The 16617-nt window shown below is 70.5% G+C and carries 15 protein-coding genes; 9 read left to right on the plus strand and 6 right to left on the minus strand.

All coding sequences use genetic code 11. The features are described from left to right. The gene (gene aceE, locus VE614_RS09860) at positions 1 to 2748 is read right to left on the minus strand and encodes a pyruvate dehydrogenase (acetyl-transferring), homodimeric type (protein ID WP_324934794.1); all 2748 of its coding nucleotides are present in this window, start codon (positions 2746 to 2748) and stop codon (positions 1 to 3) included. Between the two features lie 370 nt (positions 2749 to 3118). Between aceE and VE614_RS09865 the strand changes: the two genes are divergently transcribed. The 6 genes from VE614_RS09865 to VE614_RS09890 all read left to right on the plus strand — a co-directional run bounded on the left by VE614_RS09865 (position 3119) and on the right by VE614_RS09890 (position 7562). Continuing rightward, on the plus strand, positions 3119 to 3556 hold the full coding sequence (locus VE614_RS09865) for a DUF3052 domain-containing protein (protein ID WP_324934796.1): 438 nt from the start codon (positions 3119 to 3121) through the stop codon (positions 3554 to 3556). Between the two features lie 119 nt (positions 3557 to 3675). Next, positions 3676 to 4134 carry a peroxiredoxin gene (locus tag VE614_RS09870; RefSeq protein ID WP_324934798.1) on the plus strand — a complete coding sequence of 153 codons (459 nt, stop codon included), beginning with the start codon at positions 3676 to 3678 and terminating at the stop codon, positions 4132 to 4134. Between the two features lie 113 nt (positions 4135 to 4247). Then, entirely contained in the window at positions 4248 to 4823 is a 576-nt protein-coding gene (locus VE614_RS09875; RefSeq protein WP_324934800.1) for a TerD family protein, read from the plus strand. Positions 4824 to 4947: 124 nt separating this feature from the next. Then, positions 4948 to 5523, plus strand: a complete 576-nt coding sequence (locus VE614_RS09880) for a TerD family protein (RefSeq protein WP_324934802.1) — start codon at positions 4948 to 4950, stop codon at positions 5521 to 5523. Positions 5524 to 5582: 59 nt separating this feature from the next. After that, complete coding sequence (locus tag VE614_RS09885) at positions 5583 to 6719, plus strand: DUF475 domain-containing protein (RefSeq protein ID WP_324934804.1); 1137 nt, start codon at positions 5583 to 5585, stop codon at positions 6717 to 6719. 105 nt (positions 6720 to 6824) lie between these two features. After that, positions 6825 to 7562 (plus strand): Tellurium resistance, encoded by a 738-nt coding sequence (locus VE614_RS09890; protein WP_324934806.1) that lies wholly within the window; start codon positions 6825 to 6827, stop codon positions 7560 to 7562. A 119-nt stretch (positions 7563 to 7681) separates the two neighbouring features. Here the strand turns inward: VE614_RS09890 and VE614_RS09895 are convergent, their stop codons facing one another. Next, complete coding sequence (locus VE614_RS09895) at positions 7682 to 8455, minus strand: TerD family protein (RefSeq protein ID WP_324934808.1); 774 nt, start codon at positions 8453 to 8455, stop codon at positions 7682 to 7684. 199 nt (positions 8456 to 8654) lie between these two features. Between VE614_RS09895 and VE614_RS09900 the strand changes: the two genes are divergently transcribed. The 3 genes from VE614_RS09900 to VE614_RS09910 are packed head-to-tail and all read left to right on the plus strand — an operon-like array spanning position 8655 to position 13199. Then, positions 8655 to 9824, plus strand: coding sequence for an HpcH/HpaI aldolase/citrate lyase family protein (locus VE614_RS09900; RefSeq protein WP_324934810.1), 1170 nt, complete (start codon positions 8655 to 8657; stop codon positions 9822 to 9824). A 49-nt stretch (positions 9825 to 9873) separates the two neighbouring features. Further along, positions 9874 to 12384 (plus strand): phosphoribosyltransferase, encoded by a 2511-nt coding sequence (locus VE614_RS09905; protein ID WP_324934812.1) that lies wholly within the window; start codon positions 9874 to 9876, stop codon positions 12382 to 12384. After that, positions 12384 to 13199 carry an HAD family hydrolase gene (locus VE614_RS09910; protein WP_324934814.1) on the plus strand — a complete coding sequence of 272 codons (816 nt, stop codon included), beginning with the start codon at positions 12384 to 12386 and terminating at the stop codon, positions 13197 to 13199. The genes VE614_RS09905 and VE614_RS09910 overlap by 1 nt, the downstream gene beginning before the upstream one ends. Before the next feature lie 51 nt (positions 13200 to 13250). On the opposite strand, the gene VE614_RS09915 is transcribed toward VE614_RS09910, so the two are convergent. The 4 genes from VE614_RS09915 to VE614_RS09930 form a co-directional block, all read right to left on the minus strand. Beyond that, positions 13251 to 13472, minus strand: coding sequence for a zinc ribbon domain-containing protein (locus tag VE614_RS09915; protein ID WP_324934816.1), 222 nt, complete (start codon positions 13470 to 13472; stop codon positions 13251 to 13253). A gap of 9 nt (positions 13473 to 13481) precedes the next feature. After that, a complete protein-coding gene (locus tag VE614_RS09920; protein ID WP_324934818.1) occupies positions 13482 to 14063 on the minus strand; it encodes a DUF4383 domain-containing protein in 582 nt (193 codons plus the stop codon). Between the two features lie 90 nt (positions 14064 to 14153). Further along, positions 14154 to 15569, minus strand: coding sequence for a hypothetical protein (locus VE614_RS09925; RefSeq protein WP_324934820.1), 1416 nt, complete (start codon positions 15567 to 15569; stop codon positions 14154 to 14156). A 74-nt stretch (positions 15570 to 15643) separates the two neighbouring features. Next, positions 15644 to 16468, minus strand: a complete 825-nt coding sequence (locus VE614_RS09930; protein WP_324934822.1) for a DUF4097 family beta strand repeat-containing protein — start codon at positions 16466 to 16468, stop codon at positions 15644 to 15646. Between the last annotated feature and the right edge of the window lie 149 nt (positions 16469 to 16617).

Below are 16617 nucleotides of genomic sequence, written 5' to 3' on the forward strand. Positions count from 1 at the left end.
CTACGCGTCGCCGCCCGCGACCCCCGGGTCCGCCGCCGCGACGTCGAGCAGCCGGTACCGGTCCACGGCCTGCTTCAGCACCGACCGGTCCACCTTCCCCTCCTTCGCCAGTTCGGCGAGCACCGCGACCACGATCGACTGGGCGTCGATGTGGAAGAAGCGGCGGGCCGCGCCCCGGGTGTCGGCGAAGCCGAACCCGTCCGCGCCGAGCGACTGGTACGTCCCGGGCACCCACCGCGCGATCTGGTCGGGAACCGCTCGCATCCAGTCGGAGACGGCCACGAACGGTCCCTGGGCGCCGGTCAGCTTCCGGGTCACGTACGGCACCCGCTGTTCCTCCTCGGGATGCAGCAGGTTGTGCTCCTCGCAGGCCACCGCGTCCCGCCGCAGCTCGTTCCAGGAGGTCGCGGACCACACGTCGGCCCGTACGTTCCACTCCTCGGCGAGGATCCGCTGCGCCTCGACCGCCCAGGGGACGGCCACGCCGGAGGCGATGATCTGCGCCGGGGTCTCGCCGGCGGTGCCCTCGCTGAACCGGTAGACGCCCTTGAGGATGCCTTCGACGTCCACGCCGTCCGGCTCGGCCGGGTGCTGGATCGGCTCGTTGTAGACGGTCAGGTAGTAGAAGACGTCCTCGCCGTGCGGGTGCTCCTGGCTGCCGCCGTACATCCGCCGCAGCCCGTCCTTGACGATGTGCGCGATCTCGAACCCGAAGGCGGGGTCGTACGCCACACAGCCCGGGTTGGTGGAGGCGAGCAGCTGGGAGTGGCCGTCCGCGTGCTGGAGCCCCTCACCGGTCAGGGTGGTGCGCCCGGCGGTCGCGCCCAGGACGAAACCGCGCGCCAGCTGGTCGGCCATCTGCCAGAACTGGTCGCCGGTGCGCTGGAAACCGAACATCGAGTAGAAGACGTAGACCGGGATCAGCGGCTCGCCGTGGGTGGCGTACGCCGAGCCCGCCGCGATCAGCGAGGCCGTGCAGCCGGCCTCCGAGATGCCGTCGTGCAGCATCTGGCCGGTCGGCGACTCCTTGTAGGCGAGCAGCAGATCGCGGTCCACCGCCTCGTACTGCTGACCCAGCGGATTGTAGATCTTCGCACTCGGGAAGAACGAGTCCATACCGAAGGTGCGGTACTCGTCCGGCGCGATCAGCACGAACCGCTTGCCGATCTCCTTGTCCCGCATGAGGTCTTTGAGGAGTCGGACAAAGGCCATGGTCGTGGCGATGGACTGCTGGCCCGAGCCCTTCTTCACGGTCGCGTACGTCTGGTCGTCCGGCAGCGCCAGCGGCTTCGAGCGCACGACCCGCGTGGGCACGTACCCGCCCAGCGACTTGCGCCGGTCGTGCATGTACTGGATCTCCTCGGAGTCCCGCCCGGGGTGGTAGTACGGCGGGAGACCGCTCTCCAGCTCCTTGTCGGGGATCGGCAGGTGCAGCCGGTCCCGGAAGCGCTTGAGGTCGTCGACCGTCAGCTTCTTCATCTGGTGGGTGGCGTTGCGCCCCTCGAAGTTCGGGCCCAGCGTCCAGCCCTTGATCGTCTTGGCCAGGATCACCGTCGGCTGGCCCTTGTGCGCCTTGGCCGCCGAGAACGCCGCGAAGATCTTCCTGTGGTCGTGGCCGCCGCGCCCCAGGTGCAGGATCTGGTCGTCGGTCATGTTCGCGACCATCGCGCGCAGCCGCTGGTCGTCGCCGAAGAAGTGGTCGCGGATGTACGCGCCGGACTCGGTGGCGTACGTCTGGAACTGGCCGTCCGGCGTGGTGTTCATCTTGTTGACGAGGAGGCCGTCCCGGTCCTGCGCGAGCAGCGGGTCCCACGACCGGTCCCAGATCAGCTTGATCACGTTCCAGCCGGCGCCCCGGAAGACCGACTCCAGCTCCTGGATGACCTTGCCGTTGCCGCGTACCGGGCCGTCGAGCCGCTGGAGGTTGCAGTTGACCACGAAGGTCAGGTTGTCCAGGCCCTCACGGGCGGCGATGGTCAGCTGGCCGAGCGACTCCGGCTCGTCCATCTCGCCGTCACCGAGGAATGCCCAGACATGCGACTTGGAGGTGTCCGCGATGCCGCGCGCGTGCATGTACCGGTTCATCCGGGCCTGGTAGATCGCGCCGATCGGGCCGAGGCCCATGGACACGGTCGGGAACTCCCAGAAGTCCGGCATCAGCCGCGGGTGCGGGTACGAGGACAGCCCGTACGGCGCCTTCGACTTCTCCTGGCGGAAGCCGTCGAGGTGCTGCTCGGAGAGCCGGTCCAGCAGGTACGCGCGCGCGTAGATGCCCGGCGAGGCGTGGCCCTGGAAGAAGACCTGGTCGCCGCCGTCGCCCTCGTCCTTGCCCCGGAAGAAGTGGTTGAAGCCCACGTCGTAGAGGGACGCGGAGGAGGCGAAGGTGGCGATGTGGCCGCCGACGCCGATGCCCGGGCGCTGGGCGCGGGAGACCATCACGGCGGCGTTCCAGCGGGTGGCGTTGAGGATCCTGCGCTCGATCTCCTCGTTGCCCGGGAAGAACGGCTCGTCCTTGGTGGCGATGGTGTTGACGTAGTCCGTGCTGCGCATCTCCGGCACGGCCACGCGCTTCTCGCGGGCCCGCTCGATCAGCCGGAGCATCAGATAGCGGGCGCGCTCACGGCCCCGCTCGTCGATGGCGGCGTCGAGGGAGTCGAGCCACTCCCGTGTCTCCTCGGGGTCGAAGTCAGGAACCTGACTCGGAAGGCCGCCAATGATGATCGGATTGCGATCGGATCCGGAAGCCACGCTGGTCCTTACCTGTCAGAGGGCTGTTTGAGAGCAGTTTGAAGCCTTTTTCCGCAAGCTTGCGCCGCTCCCCATCGTGTACCTCGCGGAGGCAAACGTCACCTCTACCGAGAGGTAACCGCAATAGGTTCGGATCTCGTACCCGTGTATGGTTCCCAAACGTACAAACAGGGCAGATAGGTGTGGTGTGTGTCACCTTGGTCGTGGTCCGCGTGGCTGGAGTTGCGGCGACACGGCCTGGATCGTCACCGTTTCGGCGGTCTGAAACGCCGGGTACTTGCGCGATCCGCCCCGCCCGTGTGGACTACGGCCAATGCTTCGCGCACGCGCGTGGCTGAGATATTCCCAAGACATGATCAGGAGGCAACCCGTGAGCGCGACCGCGGACCACGCGGAGGAGCGGACGAACCCTGCCGCCAGGCTGGGGTTCCAGCCCGGGCAGGTGGTCCAGGAGATCGGCTACGACGACGACGTCGACCAGGAGCTCCGCGAGGCCATCGAGGAAGCCATCGAGGGCGACCTGATGGACGAGGAATACGACGACGTGGCCGACGCCGTTGTGCTCTGGTTCCGTGACGACGACGGCGACCTGACGGATGCGCTGGTGGATGCCACCACGTACATCGAGGAAGGCGGCGCGATCCTGCTTCTCACGCCGAAGACCGGCCGTTCGGGATACGTGGAGCCCAGCGACATCTCGGAAGCCGCGACGACCGCCGGTCTGACGGCGTCCAAGAGCGTCAGCGTGGGCAAGGACTGGAGCGGCAGCCGTCTGGCGACGCCCAAGGCCGCCAAGTCCAAGCGGTGACTTTCCGCTGAACAGCCGAGTGCGGACGGGTCGAGCCACCTCGACCCGTCCGTCGGCTTTCCCGGGCCGCTGCGTAAGGTGTCATCGTCCGAACGGCTCATCGAAGGGATGACACGACGATGGCGATCCAGGTCGGCGACAAGGCGCCCGACTTCGAACTGCTGGACAACCACGGCCGCACCGTGAAGCTCTCGGACTTCCGCGGCGACAAGAACGTGGTGCTGCTCTTCTACCCCTTCGCCTTCACCGGTGTGTGCACCGGAGAGCTGTGCGAGGTGCGTGACAACCTGCCGCAGTTCTCCGACCGCGACACCCAGGTGCTCGCCGTCTCCAACGACTCCATCCACACCCTGCGCGTCTTCGCCGAGCAGGAGAGCCTGGAGTACCCGCTGCTGAGCGACTTCTGGCCGCACGGCGAGGTCAGCCGGGCCTACGGCGTCTTCGACGAGGGCAAGGGCTGCGCGGTGCGCGGCACCTTCGTCATCGACAAGGAGGGCCTGGTCCGCTGGACGGTCGTCAACGGCCTGCCGGACGCCCGTGACCTGAACGAGTACGTCAAGGCCCTCGACACCCTCTGATTCTTCCGCCCCAGGGCCTGCGGGGTGCGGGAACCCGTCACTAGGATCGACTCGTTTGATCCGTTACCAACGCACGACGGGGCTCCCCGCCCCAAAACACCAATGGAGGACTCGTGGGAGTCAGCCTCAGCAAGGGCGGCAACGTTTCGCTGACCAAGGAGGCCCCGGGCCTGACCGCGGTCATCGTCGGTCTGGGGTGGGACGTGCGCACCACGACCGGCACGGACTTCGACCTCGACGCGAGCGCGCTGCTGCTGAACAACGCCGGCAAGGTCATCAGCGACGGGCACTTCGTCTTCTTCAACAACCTCAAGAGCCCGGACGGCTCCGTCGAACACACCGGTGACAACCTCACCGGTGAGGGCGAGGGTGACGACGAGCAGATCAAGGTCGACCTGGCCGGCGTCCCGGCCGAGGTGGACAAGATCGTCTTCCCGGTGTCGATCTACGACGCCGAGAACCGCCAGCAGTCCTTCGGCCAGGTCCGCAACGCGTTCATCCGCGTCGTGAACCAGGCCGGCGGCGCGGAGATCGCCCGGTACGACCTCAGTGAGGACGCCTCCACGGAGACCGCCATGGTCTTCGGTGAGATGTACCGGCACGGCGCGGAGTGGAAGTTCCGCGCCATCGGCCAGGGCTACGCCTCGGGCCTGCGCGGCATCGCGCAGGACTTCGGCGTGAACGTCTGAGTCGTCCGAAGGTCTCCGGCAGGTCTCCGTCCGGCGTCGCACGGTTTACGTGCGGCGCCGGACGCGCAGGACAGCCAGGAGAAGCAGCAATGCTGAGGCATCACCACGGGGAGGGACCAGCATCATGGGCGTCACGCTCGCCAAGGGAGGCAATGTCTCCCTGTCCAAGGCCGCACCGAACCTCACTCAGGTGATGATCGGGCTCGGCTGGGACGCGCGCTCCACCACCGGAGCCCCCTTCGACCTCGACGCCAGCGCTCTGGTGTGCGGCGGCGGCCGGGTGCTGGGCGACGAGTGGTTCGTCTTCTACAACCAGCTCAAGAGCCCGGACGGCTCGGTCGAGCACACCGGTGACAACCTCACCGGTGAGGGCGACGGCGACGACGAGTCGATCCTGGTCGATCTGTCGAAGGTCCCCGCCCACTGCGACAAGATCGTATTCCCGGTCTCCATCCATCTGGCCGACGAGCGCGGACAGACCTTCGGCCAGGTCAGCAACGCCTTCATCCGGGTCGTCAATCAGGCGGACGGCGTGGAGCTGGCCCGCTACGACCTCAGCGAGGACGCCTCCACCGAGACCGCCATGATCTTTGGCGAGCTCTACCGCCACCAGGGAGAATGGAAGTTCCGGGCGGTCGGTCAGGGGTACGCGTCGGGACTGCGGGGCATCGCTCTAGACTTCGGAGTCAACGTTTCGTAAAGCCGGGTGCGGCGCGGGGGAGGGTCCCGTACAGCCCGTACACAAGGGATTGGTTGCCAGTGGTTCTGAAAACGTTCGGCTGGTCGTTCGCGGTCACCGCGCTCGGCCTCGTCGCAGCGGTCTTCTACGGGGGGTGGACCGCCTTCGGCATCGTGGCGATCCTCTCCATCCTGGAAATCTCGCTGTCCTTCGACAACGCCGTTGTCAACGCCGGAATCCTCAAGAAGATGAGCCCGTTCTGGCAGAAGATCTTCTTGACGATCGGCATCCTCATCGCCGTCTTCGGCATGCGGCTGGTCTTCCCGGTCGTGATCGTCTCGATCAGCGCCCAGCTCGGGCCGATCGAGGCCGTCGACCTCGCGCTCACCGACCAGAACCGCTACGAGGAACTGGTCACCGACGCCCACCCGGCCATCGCGGCCTTCGGTGGCATGTTCCTGCTGATGATCTTCCTCGACTTCATCTTCGAGGACCGGGACATCAAGTGGCTGGGCTGGCTTGAGCGCCCGCTGGCCAAGCTGGGCAAGGTCGACATGCTGTCGGTCTGCATCGCCCTGATCGTCCTGCTGATCACGGCGATGACCTTCGCGACCCACGCGCATCTGCACGCCGGGCCCGCGGACAAGGCGGAGACGGTGCTGCTCTCCGGCGTCGCCGGTCTCATCACCTATCTGATCGTCGGCGGTCTCTCCGGCTACTTCGAGGACAAGCTCGAGGAAGAGGAGGAGCGCGAGCACGAAGCCGAGGAAGAGGCCGTGCGGGCCGGCAAGCCCCGCTCGGCGGTCGTCCTGGTCGGCAAGGCCGCGTTCTTCATGTTCCTCTACCTGGAGGTCCTGGACGCGTCGTTCTCGTTCGACGGTGTCATCGGCGCCTTCGCCGTCACCAACGACATCGTGCTGATGGCCCTCGGCCTCGGCATCGGCGCCATGTACGTCCGGTCGCTGACCGTGTATCTGGTCCGCCAGGGCACCCTCGACGACTACGTCTACCTGGAGCACGGCGCGCACTACGCGATCGGTGCCCTCGCGGTCATCCTGCTGATCACCATCCAGTACGAGATCCATGAGCTCATCACCGGTCTGATCGGCGTCGTCCTGATCGGCGCCTCCTTCTGGTCCTCCGTCCGCCGCAACAAGGCGCTGGCGGCGGCCGAGGCCGGTTCCTCCGGCAAGACCGAGGTGTCGTCCGGGGTGTGACGCCCACGCGGGCGAGGAACGCTCTGAGCGGGGCGGTCGTCGAGGGCAGACGTCCTCACGGCCGCCCCGCCGTCGTGTGCGACCGGTGATTTTCAGGGGGCGGGAATGGGCTTGCTGGACGGGTTCCGGCGTGGACGGGCGGCCGAGTTCGACTCGGGCAACGCCGCCACCAACGCGATCGAGCTGACCAAGCGGCACGGTCAGGTGTCCCTGACCAAGCAGGGCGCGGCCACCGGGAATCTGCGGATCAACCTGGCCTGGCGGATGCGCAGCTCCGACATCGGCGGGCCGCAGCGGGAGAGCCTGCTGCGCCACCCGTTCAAGGCGCTGAGGCCGCCGGAGGTGCTGGGGCACAGCCAGAGCATGGTCAACGTCGACCTGGACCTGGGGTGCCTGTACGAGCTGCAGGACGGCACCAAGGGGGTGGTGCAGCCGCTCGGCGGCTACTTCGGGGACGTGAACGCACCGCCGTACGTGAAGCTCACCGGGGACGACCGGTTCGGCTCCGGGTCCGGAGAGACGATCTACGTCAATCTCGACCAGCGGGAGGCGATCAAGCGGCTGCTGGTGTTCGTCTACATCTACGACCAGACGCCGGCGTTCGACCGGACGCAGGCCGTGGTGACGCTGTACCCGAGCAACGGGCCGCGGGTGGAGATCCACCTCGACGAGCGGCACCCGCAGGCGCGGTCCTGCGCGGTCGTGATGATCGAGAACGTGAAGGGGGAGATGATCGTCCGGCGTGAGGTGAAGTTCGTGTACGGGTTCCAGGCGGAGCTGGACCGGTTGTACGGGTGGGGGCTGCAGTGGGGGCGGGGGCACAAGACCAAGGCGGAGCGGTGAGGCTGGGCGCCGAGCGGTGAGGCGGGGGCGCGTGAGAGCCCGGGTCTTCTGTCCGTGAGCGGCTGCGGGCCGTCCTGGGCTGCTCGCGCAGTTCCCCGCGCCCCTTCGGGTGGGATCGCTTACCGGCCGATGAACTGCGGGCCTTGCGGCGGCATGCGGAACTCGGCCGCGGGCTGCGGGGTGCCGTAGGACGGGGGGCCGGGCTGGGGGTAGCCGTAGGCCGGGGCGGTGGGCGGGGGCTGCTGCGGGTAGCCGTAGGCGGGCTGCGGGGGGATCGCCTGGGTGGGCTGCTCCGGGGGGAGGGGCTGGGAAACCTCGGCCGTGGGCGGGGCCGGGTCCTCCGCGGCCTCCGACTCGTCCACCGAGATGCCGAAGTCCGTGGCCAGGCCCTTGAGGCCGTTGGAGTAGCCCTCGCCGAGGGCGCGGAACTTCCAGGTGTCGCCGCGGCGGTACAGCTCGCCGCAGATCAGCGCGGTCTCCTCGCCCGTCTCCGGCTTGACGTCGAAGTACGCCAGCGGGTCCCCGTCCGGAGCGGCGGCGTCGTACAGCAGGATGCGCAGGTCCCCTACGCGGTCGAAGGCGACGCCGTCCGCCGAAGCGACGAGGAGGATCTGTCCGACGGCGGGCTCGACACCGGCCAGATCTGTCTGGATCGTATCGGTCAGGCCTTCGGCGACCCGCTTCTTGCCGAGCCGCCAGACCTTCCCGGAGGGGTGCCGGGGCTGGTTGTAGAAGACGAAGTCCTCGTCGGAGCGCACACGGCCGTCGGGGCCGAGGAGCAGCGCCGAGGCGTCGACATCCGGGATCCCCTGCCCGGGCGTCCAGCGCAGCACGGCGCGCACCGTCGTGGCTTCGAGCGGGACGTTCGACCCCTTCAGCATGGCGTGCGTCATGCGGTCATCCTGCCTTCTCCGTCCTGGTCACGACAACGCGGGGTGGGATGTCGCGGAGCACGTCCCGTGGAGGCCCCGTTACGTGAAATTCATGCCTGGTGGGAACCCGCGACATGGAGATCTACGTACTATTACCGGCCACCTGTCAGCAGGTTTTTCCCGACACACGATCGGCCCATCCCGCGCCACGGGGAGTCTTATGCGTCATTTCGGGCACATCGCCCCCGAGGTGCGACAGCGCCTCTTCCACCAGGAGCCGTGCGAGTTCACCGCGGACTCCCCGGCCCGGCTGCTTGCCGCGGCCCTGGGCGCCACGCTGTACAGTCCGGCCACCCGGCCGCGGCTCGCCGACGACATCCGCAAGCAGACCGGTCGCGGCGTGGTCTCGATGGTGCTGTGCCTGGAGGACTCGATCGACGACGCGGACGTCGCCGCGGGCGAGGAGAACCTCGTCCGGCAGTTCGCGGAACTGGCCGGCCGCCCCGGCGCGGCCGAGCCGCCGCTGCTGTTCATCCGCGTCCGCACCCCCGAGCAGATCCCCGACCTGGCCCGCCGTCTGGGCCCGGCGGTGCGGCTGCTGTCCGGTTTCGTGCTGCCGAAGTTCACCGGGGAACGCGGTATGCCGTTCCTGGAGGCCGTGGCGGCGGCCGAGGCGTCGAGCGGGCGGCGGCTGTTCGCCATGCCGGTGCTGGAGTCGCCGGAGCTGCTGTACCGGGAGTCGCGGGTGGAGACCCTGGAAGGGATCTCCCGCGCTGTCGGCAAGTACCGCGAGCGGGTGCTGGCGCTGCGCCTCGGCGTCACCGACTTCTGCTCCTCGTACGGCCTGCGCCGGGCCCCCGACATGACGGCGTACGACGTGCAGATCGTCGCCTCCGTGATCGCCGACGTGGTGAACATGCTGGGCCGCGCCGACGGCACCGGGTTCACGGTGACCGGGCCGGTGTGGGAGTACTTCCGGGTGCAGGAGCGGATGTTCAAGCCGCAGTTGCGCCGCAGTCCCTTCCTGGAGGGGCAGGCGGAGGAATTGCGCGAGAGACTGATCGAGCACGCCATGGACGGGCTGCTGCGGGAGATCTCGCTGGACCAGGCCAACGGCCTGCTCGGCAAGACCTGCATCCATCCCTCCCATGTGCTGCCCGTGCACGCACTGTCCGTGGTCAGTCACGAGGAGTTCAGCGACGCGCAGGACATCCTGCGGCCCGAGCGGGGCGGCGGCGGTGTGCTGAGGTCGGTGTACACGAACAAGATGAACGAGGTGAAGCCGCACCGCGCCTGGGCCGAGCGGACCCTGCTGCGCGCCGAGGTGTTCGGCGTGGCGCACGAGGACGTCGGCTTCGTCGATCTGCTGGCCGCCGGGATCCCCATCTGAACCGGCCGCTCACGGAACGTAGGCACCGGAACCTCTACTCAAGGGACGCATGAAGAAGGCAGTGAACGACGGGGTCTGGTCCGGCAGCTGGGTCGCCCGGCGGCTCGGGGTAGCGCTCGACGGCGACGACACGCTGACCGGCCTGCTCGGGCTGGCCCTGCGCCGCAACCCCAAGCGGGCCCATCTGCTGGTGTCGAACGTGCTCGGCAAGCACGTACCGCAGTCACCGTCCGTGGTGTACGGTCACGGGCTCGCCCTCGGCCGCCGGGTACGGGAACTGCTGGGCGACGACGCGGCCCGCGCGGCGGTCGTCCTCGGTTACGCGGAGACCGCCACCGGCCTCGGCCACTCGGTCGCCGACGGCCTGGCCCTCGCCCCCTACCTGCACTCCACCCGCCGCCCGGTGCCCGGGGTCGCGCGGGCGGGCGGCTTCGAGGAGTCCCACTCGCACGCCACCTCCCACCTGCTCCTGCCCGAGGACCCGGCCCTGCTCGCCGGCTCCGGCCCGCTCGTCCTGGTCGACGACGAGTTCTCCACCGGCAACACGGTCCTCAACACCATCCGCGACCTGCACGCCCGCTACCCCCGCGAGCACTACGTCGTGGTCGCTCTGGTCGACATGCGCTCCCCGGCCGACGCGGCCCGGCTGGAGGCGTTCGCCGAGCAGATGGGCGCCAGGGTGGACCTGGTGACAGCGGCTTCGGGCACCGTAAGGCTTCCGGAAGGGGTGCTGGAGAAGGGCCAGGCCCTGGTCGCCGAGTACGGCCCCCGGTCAGGGGCGCGGGGAACCGCGCGATCGACCCCCGCCGGCCCGCACCCCACCCACACGCGCATCGACCTCCACTGGCCCCCCGGTCTTCCCGACGGCGCCCGCCACGGCTTCACCCCGAAGCACCGCACCCGCCTGGAGGCCGCCCTCCCCGAGATGGCGGCGCGCCTGGCGGAGGCACTCCCCGCCGAAGCGCACCGCGTGCACATCCTCGGCTTCGAGGAGCTGATGTACGCACCGCTGCGCCTCGCCCACGAACTGGAGCGGCTGCGGCCCGACGCGGAGATACGCTTCTCCACCACCACCCGCTCCCCCGTCCTCGCGGTCGACGACCCCGGCTACGCCATCCGCACCCGCCTGGTCTTCCCCGCCCACGACGATCCGGCCGACGGCCCCGGCGACCGCTACGCCTACAACATCGCGGGCGCCGGCTTCGACGCCGTCGTCGCCGTCGTCGACTCGGCCGCCGACACCCCCGCGCTGCACGCCCCGGACGGCCTGCTCGCCCGGCTCGCCGAGCACGTCCCGCACGTCCTGCTCACGGTCGTCCCGTCGTACGTCCCCGGGGCCGCCCAGGCCCCCGAAAGGCCCGCCACCATGCTGCCCGAGCCCCTTCGCGGCCCCGTCTTCTCCTCGTACGCGCCCGACGAGGTGGGCTGGCTGCTCCAGGACCTGTCGGACGTCACGCTGGAGGCGCCGACCGAGGAGCGCGAGGAGGCCATCCAGAGCGGCGGCGCGCACTACGCCGAGTCGCTGCCGGTGGAGTACCAGCCCAGCGAGGACTACCAGCGGCTGTTCCACTCCGCGCTGGACGCCTCGGCGGCCCGCATCGCCACTGCCGTCGGCGTGGTCACGGAGACCGTGCTCGCCGAGTCCCCCCACTCTCGGCTTCGCTCGAGCGGGGGGACCCCCGTGCCCCGCCCGGTGCTGGTGTCGCTGGCCCGCGCGGGCACCCCGGTCGGCGTGCTGATGCGCCGCTGGGCGCAGCACCGGCACGGGATCGACCTGCCGCATTACGCCGTCTCCATCGTCCGGGGCCGCGGCATCGACGCCAACGCGCTGCGCTGGCTGGCCGCCCACCACGACCCGGCCGATGTCGTGTTCGTCGACGGCTGGACCGGCAAGGGCGCGATCACCCGGGAACTCACGGCGGCCGTCGAGGAGTTCGAGAAGACCGAGGGCGTCACCGGCTTCGACCCGGAGATCGCGGTGCTCGCCGACCCGGGCTCGTGCGTGCGCACGTACGGCACCCGCGAGGACTTCCTGATCCCCTCCGCCTGCCTCAACTCCACGGTCTCCGGGCTGATATCCCGCACCGTGCTGCGCGCGGACCTGGTCGGCCCGCACGACTACCACGGCGCGAAGTTCTACCGCGAACTCGCCGGCGCCGATGTCTCGGTGCCCTTCCTCGACGCGGTCTCGGCCCGCTTCACGGAGGTCGGCGACGCGGTCGACGCGCAGGTCAAGGATCTGCTCGCCACCGACCGGACCCCCACCTGGGAGGGCTGGGCGGCCGTCGAGCGGATCAGCGAGGAGTACGGCATCCACGACGTGAACCTGGTCAAGCCCGGCGTCGGCGAGACCACGCGCGTGCTGCTGCGCCGCGTGCCGTGGAAGATCCTCGCGCGCGCCGGGGCCGGCGCGGACCTCGACCACGTGCGGCTGCTCGCCGAGCAGCGGGGCGTACCGGTCGAGGAGGTCGCCGAACTGCCCTACACCTGTGTCGGGCTCATCCATCCGAAGTACACGCGCGGCGCCACCGGCGCCGACGGAAAGGCGGTGGCCGTCTGATGCCGGTGCTCGTGGCGAGCGACCTGGACCGTACGTTGATCTACTCGGCGGCGGCGCTGGCGCTGACCATGCCGGACGCGCGGGCCCCCCGGCTGCTGTGCGTCGAGGTGCACGAGAGCAAGCCGCTGTCGTACCTGACCGAGACCGCGGCCGGGCTGCTCGGCGACCTCGGGGACGCGGCGGTGTTCGTCCCGACCACGACCCGGACCCGCAAGCAGTACCTGCGGATCAACCTGCCGGGCCCGCCGCCCGCCTACGCCATCTGCGCCAACGGCGGGCATCTGCTGGTGGACGGCGTCTCCGACCCCGCCTGGCACGCCCGGGTGACCGCCCGCCTGGCCGACGAGTGCGCCTCCCTCGACGAGGTCCGCGACCATCTGTTCGCCACAGCCGATCCCGTGTGGGTGCGCAAGCACCGGATCGCCGAGGATCTCTTCGCCTACCTGGTCGTCGAGCGGGAGCTGCTGCCCGAGGACTGGGTGAAGGAACTGGCGGTGTGGGCGGAGAACCGCGGCTGGACGGTCTCCCTCCAGGGCCGCAAGCTCTACGCCGTGCCCAAGCCGCTCACCAAGAGCGCGGCCGTGTACGAGGTCGCCCGCCGCACCGGCGCCGACCTGACCCTGGCCGCGGGCGACTCCCTGCTCGACGCCGACCTCCTCCTCGCCGCGGACCGAGGCTGGCGCCCCGGCCACGGCGAACTGGCGGACAGCGACTGGACCGCCCCGACGATCACGGCCCTGCCGGAGCGAGGGGTACTGGCGGGGGAGCGGATCCTCCGAGAACTGCTGAAGGCCACCCGCGCGGCACCTGGTTAGGGGCGCGGGGAACCGCGCGACCGACCCCACGCCCCGCAGGCGGCAACGGACCTAGCCGCAGCACCCTCCACCACAGCAGCCGCCCCCGCCTCCACCCCCCGCTCGGGGCGCCGCGGGGGCGGAGGCAGAACCCCCCACCGCCACGGTCGACAGCAGCTTCACCGTGTCGTCATGCCCCGCAGGGCACGCCGCGGGATCGGCGGACTCCGCCATCGGACGGCTCAGTTCGAACGTGTCGCCGCAGGTCCGGCACCGGTATTCGTAGCGTGGCATGCGCCCAGGTTAACGTTCGGCCTCCGGCGGGCGCAGCGCCTTGGGGCGCAGTTCGGCGCGCTGGACGCGGTCCTCGTCGGTGTCCGTGGCCAGCTCGGGATGGCGGGCGCGGAAGTACGGATTGTCCTGGGGCAGGGCCGAGCCGACCCGCCCGTACATCCCGAAGGTCATCAGCACCACGCCGAAGACGAAGCTGAACAGCACGTTCTGGATGCGGAACGCGAGGAAGTTGTACTCGGTGCCGAGCAGCCCCAGGTTGAGGAAGCCGCTGAGGACGAAGGCCACGCCGACGATCATGTTGAGCGTCGAGGCGAAGTTGCCGCCGATCACCATGCCGACGAAGAGCAGCAGCCCCACGCAGATCGACAGAACGCTCAGCGCGCCGTTGGTGTTCAGGCCGGCGACCTCGTCCCCGCGTGTGTCGAAGAAGCCCACCTTGCCGATCAGGCCGAGGATGCCGAACGCGACCAGCACCAGGCCCATCAGGCCCGCGCCGATCCGGTACACCCTGTTCAGCCGGTGGTCGACGGGCAGGTGGTCGTCGAAGCTGATCCGGCGCCGCGATCCCCTGTGCGCCGCGTGTGTGGCCATATCCGCCTCCCTCAGGCGTGCGGGCGGCTCATTCGTCCCTTTCGTTCACCAATATCCGCCTGTCCGGGATCACGCGCCACCACGACAGGCTCAGTGGCCGGGTCCGGCCCCGCGCTCCTCGCGGATCAGCGTGACCACCCGCGCCACCGTCCGCCGCACCGCCTCCGTCTCCGTGAGGAAGTGCCAGTAGTCCGGGTGGTGGCCCTCCAGGGTGGCGATGGCGCGGTCCAGGCGGGCCACGGAGTCGTCCAGGGGGCGGGCGTGGCGGGGGTCGGGGGTGTTGCGGCCTGCCATGGCGAGCCGCTGGGCGTCCCGGACGGCGAACCGGGTGCGGTCGATCTCCGCCTGCGGATCCTGCTGCACGGCGTTCAGCCGGCGCAGCCGGTCGCCGACGGCGGATACGGCCTCGTCGGTGGCGTTCAGCAGCGCCCGCGCCGTCGACAGCAGCGCGGTGGCGTCCGCCCAGCGCTGGGCGTCGCGCGCGGCCCGGGCCTCGTGCAGCTTGGCCTCGGCCTGCCGGACGCTTTCGGCGGCCTGCTCCGGCACCGGCTGGAGGTCCTCCCAGCAGGCCAGCGTGAACCGCCGCCGCAGCTCGCTGAGGATCGGCTCGACCTGCTCGGACCGGGTGGTCAGAGCCTCGGCGCGGGTGCGCAGGGACACCAGCCGGTGGTCGATCTCGGCGGCCCGCTCCGGCAGCCGCTCGGCCTGCGCGCGGATCGCATCGGCTTCCCGGGCGACCCGCTCGGCGCGCTCCAGGGTCTGCGGGACGCCGTGCTGCCCGGCGCCCTGGTTGAGCCTGGTCAGCTCGGGGGCGAGGGCGGCGAGCCGGGCGGCGAGGTCGTCGGCCCGCAGTCCCGCGCCACGGACGGTGTCGAGCGCCGTGGTCGCGGCGAGCAGGGACTGCCGGGCGCGCTCGACGGCGGGGGCGAGCCGGGCCAGCTGCGTCTCGGCCTTGCCGAGCAGCGGGCCGAGGCCCTCGGTGAACCGGTCGAGGTCCTTCCTCACCCGGTCCAGCTCGTCCTTGGCGGCGGTCAGCTCGGTGCGGGCCCGGGCGGCGGCCGAGGCCTCCAGGTCGTCGCGGTCCAGGTCGTGGGCGTCGACCGCCTGGATGTAGCGGTGGCTGGCCTCGTCGATGCGCAGGCCGAGCGCCTCGAAGTCGGCGGCGGCCCGGCGGGCGCCGGGGGAGTCGTCGACGGCGACGATGGTCTCGATGGAGATCCGCAGGTCCCGCTGGGCGGTGTCCAGTTCGTAGAACGCGGCGGCGGCGGCGTCCTTCGCGGACTGGGCCTCGGCCCGCTGGCTCTCCGCCCGCCCGCCGAACCAGCGCCGGGTGCCCCCGCCGGCGAAGGCGGCGGGCAGCGCGAGCGCGGCGACCAGCGGAAGGGCGACCAGGGTGAGGGTGTCGCGGACCGCGGTGGAGCGCGGGCCTCTTCGGGCGGTGGCGCGGGGGCGGCGGCGCCCGCGCGGCGTCGACGGCGAGTACGGCTGCTGCGGTGTCGCCGTCACATCCCTCTCCCGTGCTGTCATCCGCCCTGCCCGGTGTCATTCTCCCACCGGTTAAGGACGAACACACGGGCCCGTTAGTTCGCCGTACGGACCGTGACTTTGCCGTCGCCGGTGCGGGCGGACACCACATGGCCGCTGGAGTCGTCGCGCGGGACCGACACCTCCACCGCGCCGTCACCGGTCTCGGTGGCCACCCGGTAGGTGGCGCGGGGCAGGGCTATGGTGACCGAGCCGTCGCCGCTGCGGGACTCCACCAGGTCCGGAACGGTGCCCAGTTCCAGCCGCACCGAGCCGTCGCCGGTGCGGGCGCGGACCTCGCGGGAGTCGACGTCCGCGCGGATGGAGCCGTCGTCGGTGTGCATCCGCAGCGGGCCGGTGGCGTTCTCGACGCGGACCGACCCGTCGCCGGTGCGCAGGTCGAGCGGGCCGGTGGTGTCGGTGACATGGACCGATCCGTCGCCCGTACGAACCGTCAGCGCGTCCCGGAAGCCGCTGGCGCGGACGCTGCCGTCGCCGTCCGCCACCTTCACGGTGACCCCGCGCGGGACCTCGATGCGGTGCCTGGTGGAGCAGTCGGCGATGAAGCCCGAGCAGTTCTCCCGGAGCACCAGCCGGTCGTCGTCCTCCATGGCCCAGGTCGTCTCCGGGTCACCGCCCGCCACGACCGAGCCGTCGAACCAGCGGGTGACCTGGATCCGCCCCCCGGCGTGCTCGTCGGCGGCGACGATCTCCAGGGCGGAGTCGTCCGAGTCCACGGTCAGGGTGGCGCCCTCCAGCGTGAAGGACCGCTTCTCCGGGTGCTCGTCGTCACCGGCCGAGGAACAGGCGCCGAGCCCCGCGACCAGGAGCGCGACGGCACCGGCGGCGACGGCGACGCGAGCGGGTGTGGAACGGGCCATGGCGGATCTCCCCCTGGTTCAGGCCGCGGGGCGCGGGACGCCGCGGCTGTGATGTGCCTCGACCGTACGGTCGCGCGGCCCGCCGGAGGATCCGGGACGCTCCCGGATCCGGGGTGGGGATAACCCCCGGAGAACCCCGAGGCGACGGG

It is taken from the genome of Streptomyces sp., from assembly GCF_035645055.1.
Taxonomy (GTDB): Bacteria; Actinomycetota; Actinomycetes; order Streptomycetales; family Streptomycetaceae; genus Streptomyces.

Bases quoted from the DNA above. Each gene is read 5' to 3' on its own strand.
- VE614_RS09870 (WP_324934798.1), top strand. From the start codon at position 3,676: ATGGCGATCCAGGTCGGCGACAAGGCGCCCGACTTCGAACTGCTGGAC.
- VE614_RS09895 (WP_324934808.1), bottom strand. From the start codon at position 8,455: ATGACGCACGCCATGCTGAAGGGGTCGAACGTCCCGCTCGAAGCCACG.
- VE614_RS09920 (WP_324934818.1), bottom strand. From the start codon at position 14,063: ATGGCCACACACGCGGCGCACAGGGGATCGCGGCGCCGGATCAGCTTC.
- VE614_RS09930 (WP_324934822.1), bottom strand. From the start codon at position 16,468: ATGGCCCGTTCCACACCCGCTCGCGTCGCCGTCGCCGCCGGTGCCGTC.
- VE614_RS09880 (WP_324934802.1), top strand. From the start codon at position 4,948: ATGGGCGTCACGCTCGCCAAGGGAGGCAATGTCTCCCTGTCCAAGGCC.
- VE614_RS09900 (WP_324934810.1), top strand. From the start codon at position 8,655: ATGCGTCATTTCGGGCACATCGCCCCCGAGGTGCGACAGCGCCTCTTC.
- VE614_RS09910 (WP_324934814.1), top strand. From the start codon at position 12,384: ATGCCGGTGCTCGTGGCGAGCGACCTGGACCGTACGTTGATCTACTCG.
- VE614_RS09890 (WP_324934806.1), top strand. From the start codon at position 6,825: ATGGGCTTGCTGGACGGGTTCCGGCGTGGACGGGCGGCCGAGTTCGAC.
- VE614_RS09915 (WP_324934816.1), bottom strand. From the start codon at position 13,472: ATGCCACGCTACGAATACCGGTGCCGGACCTGCGGCGACACGTTCGAA.
- VE614_RS09905 (WP_324934812.1), top strand. From the start codon at position 9,874: ATGAAGAAGGCAGTGAACGACGGGGTCTGGTCCGGCAGCTGGGTCGCC.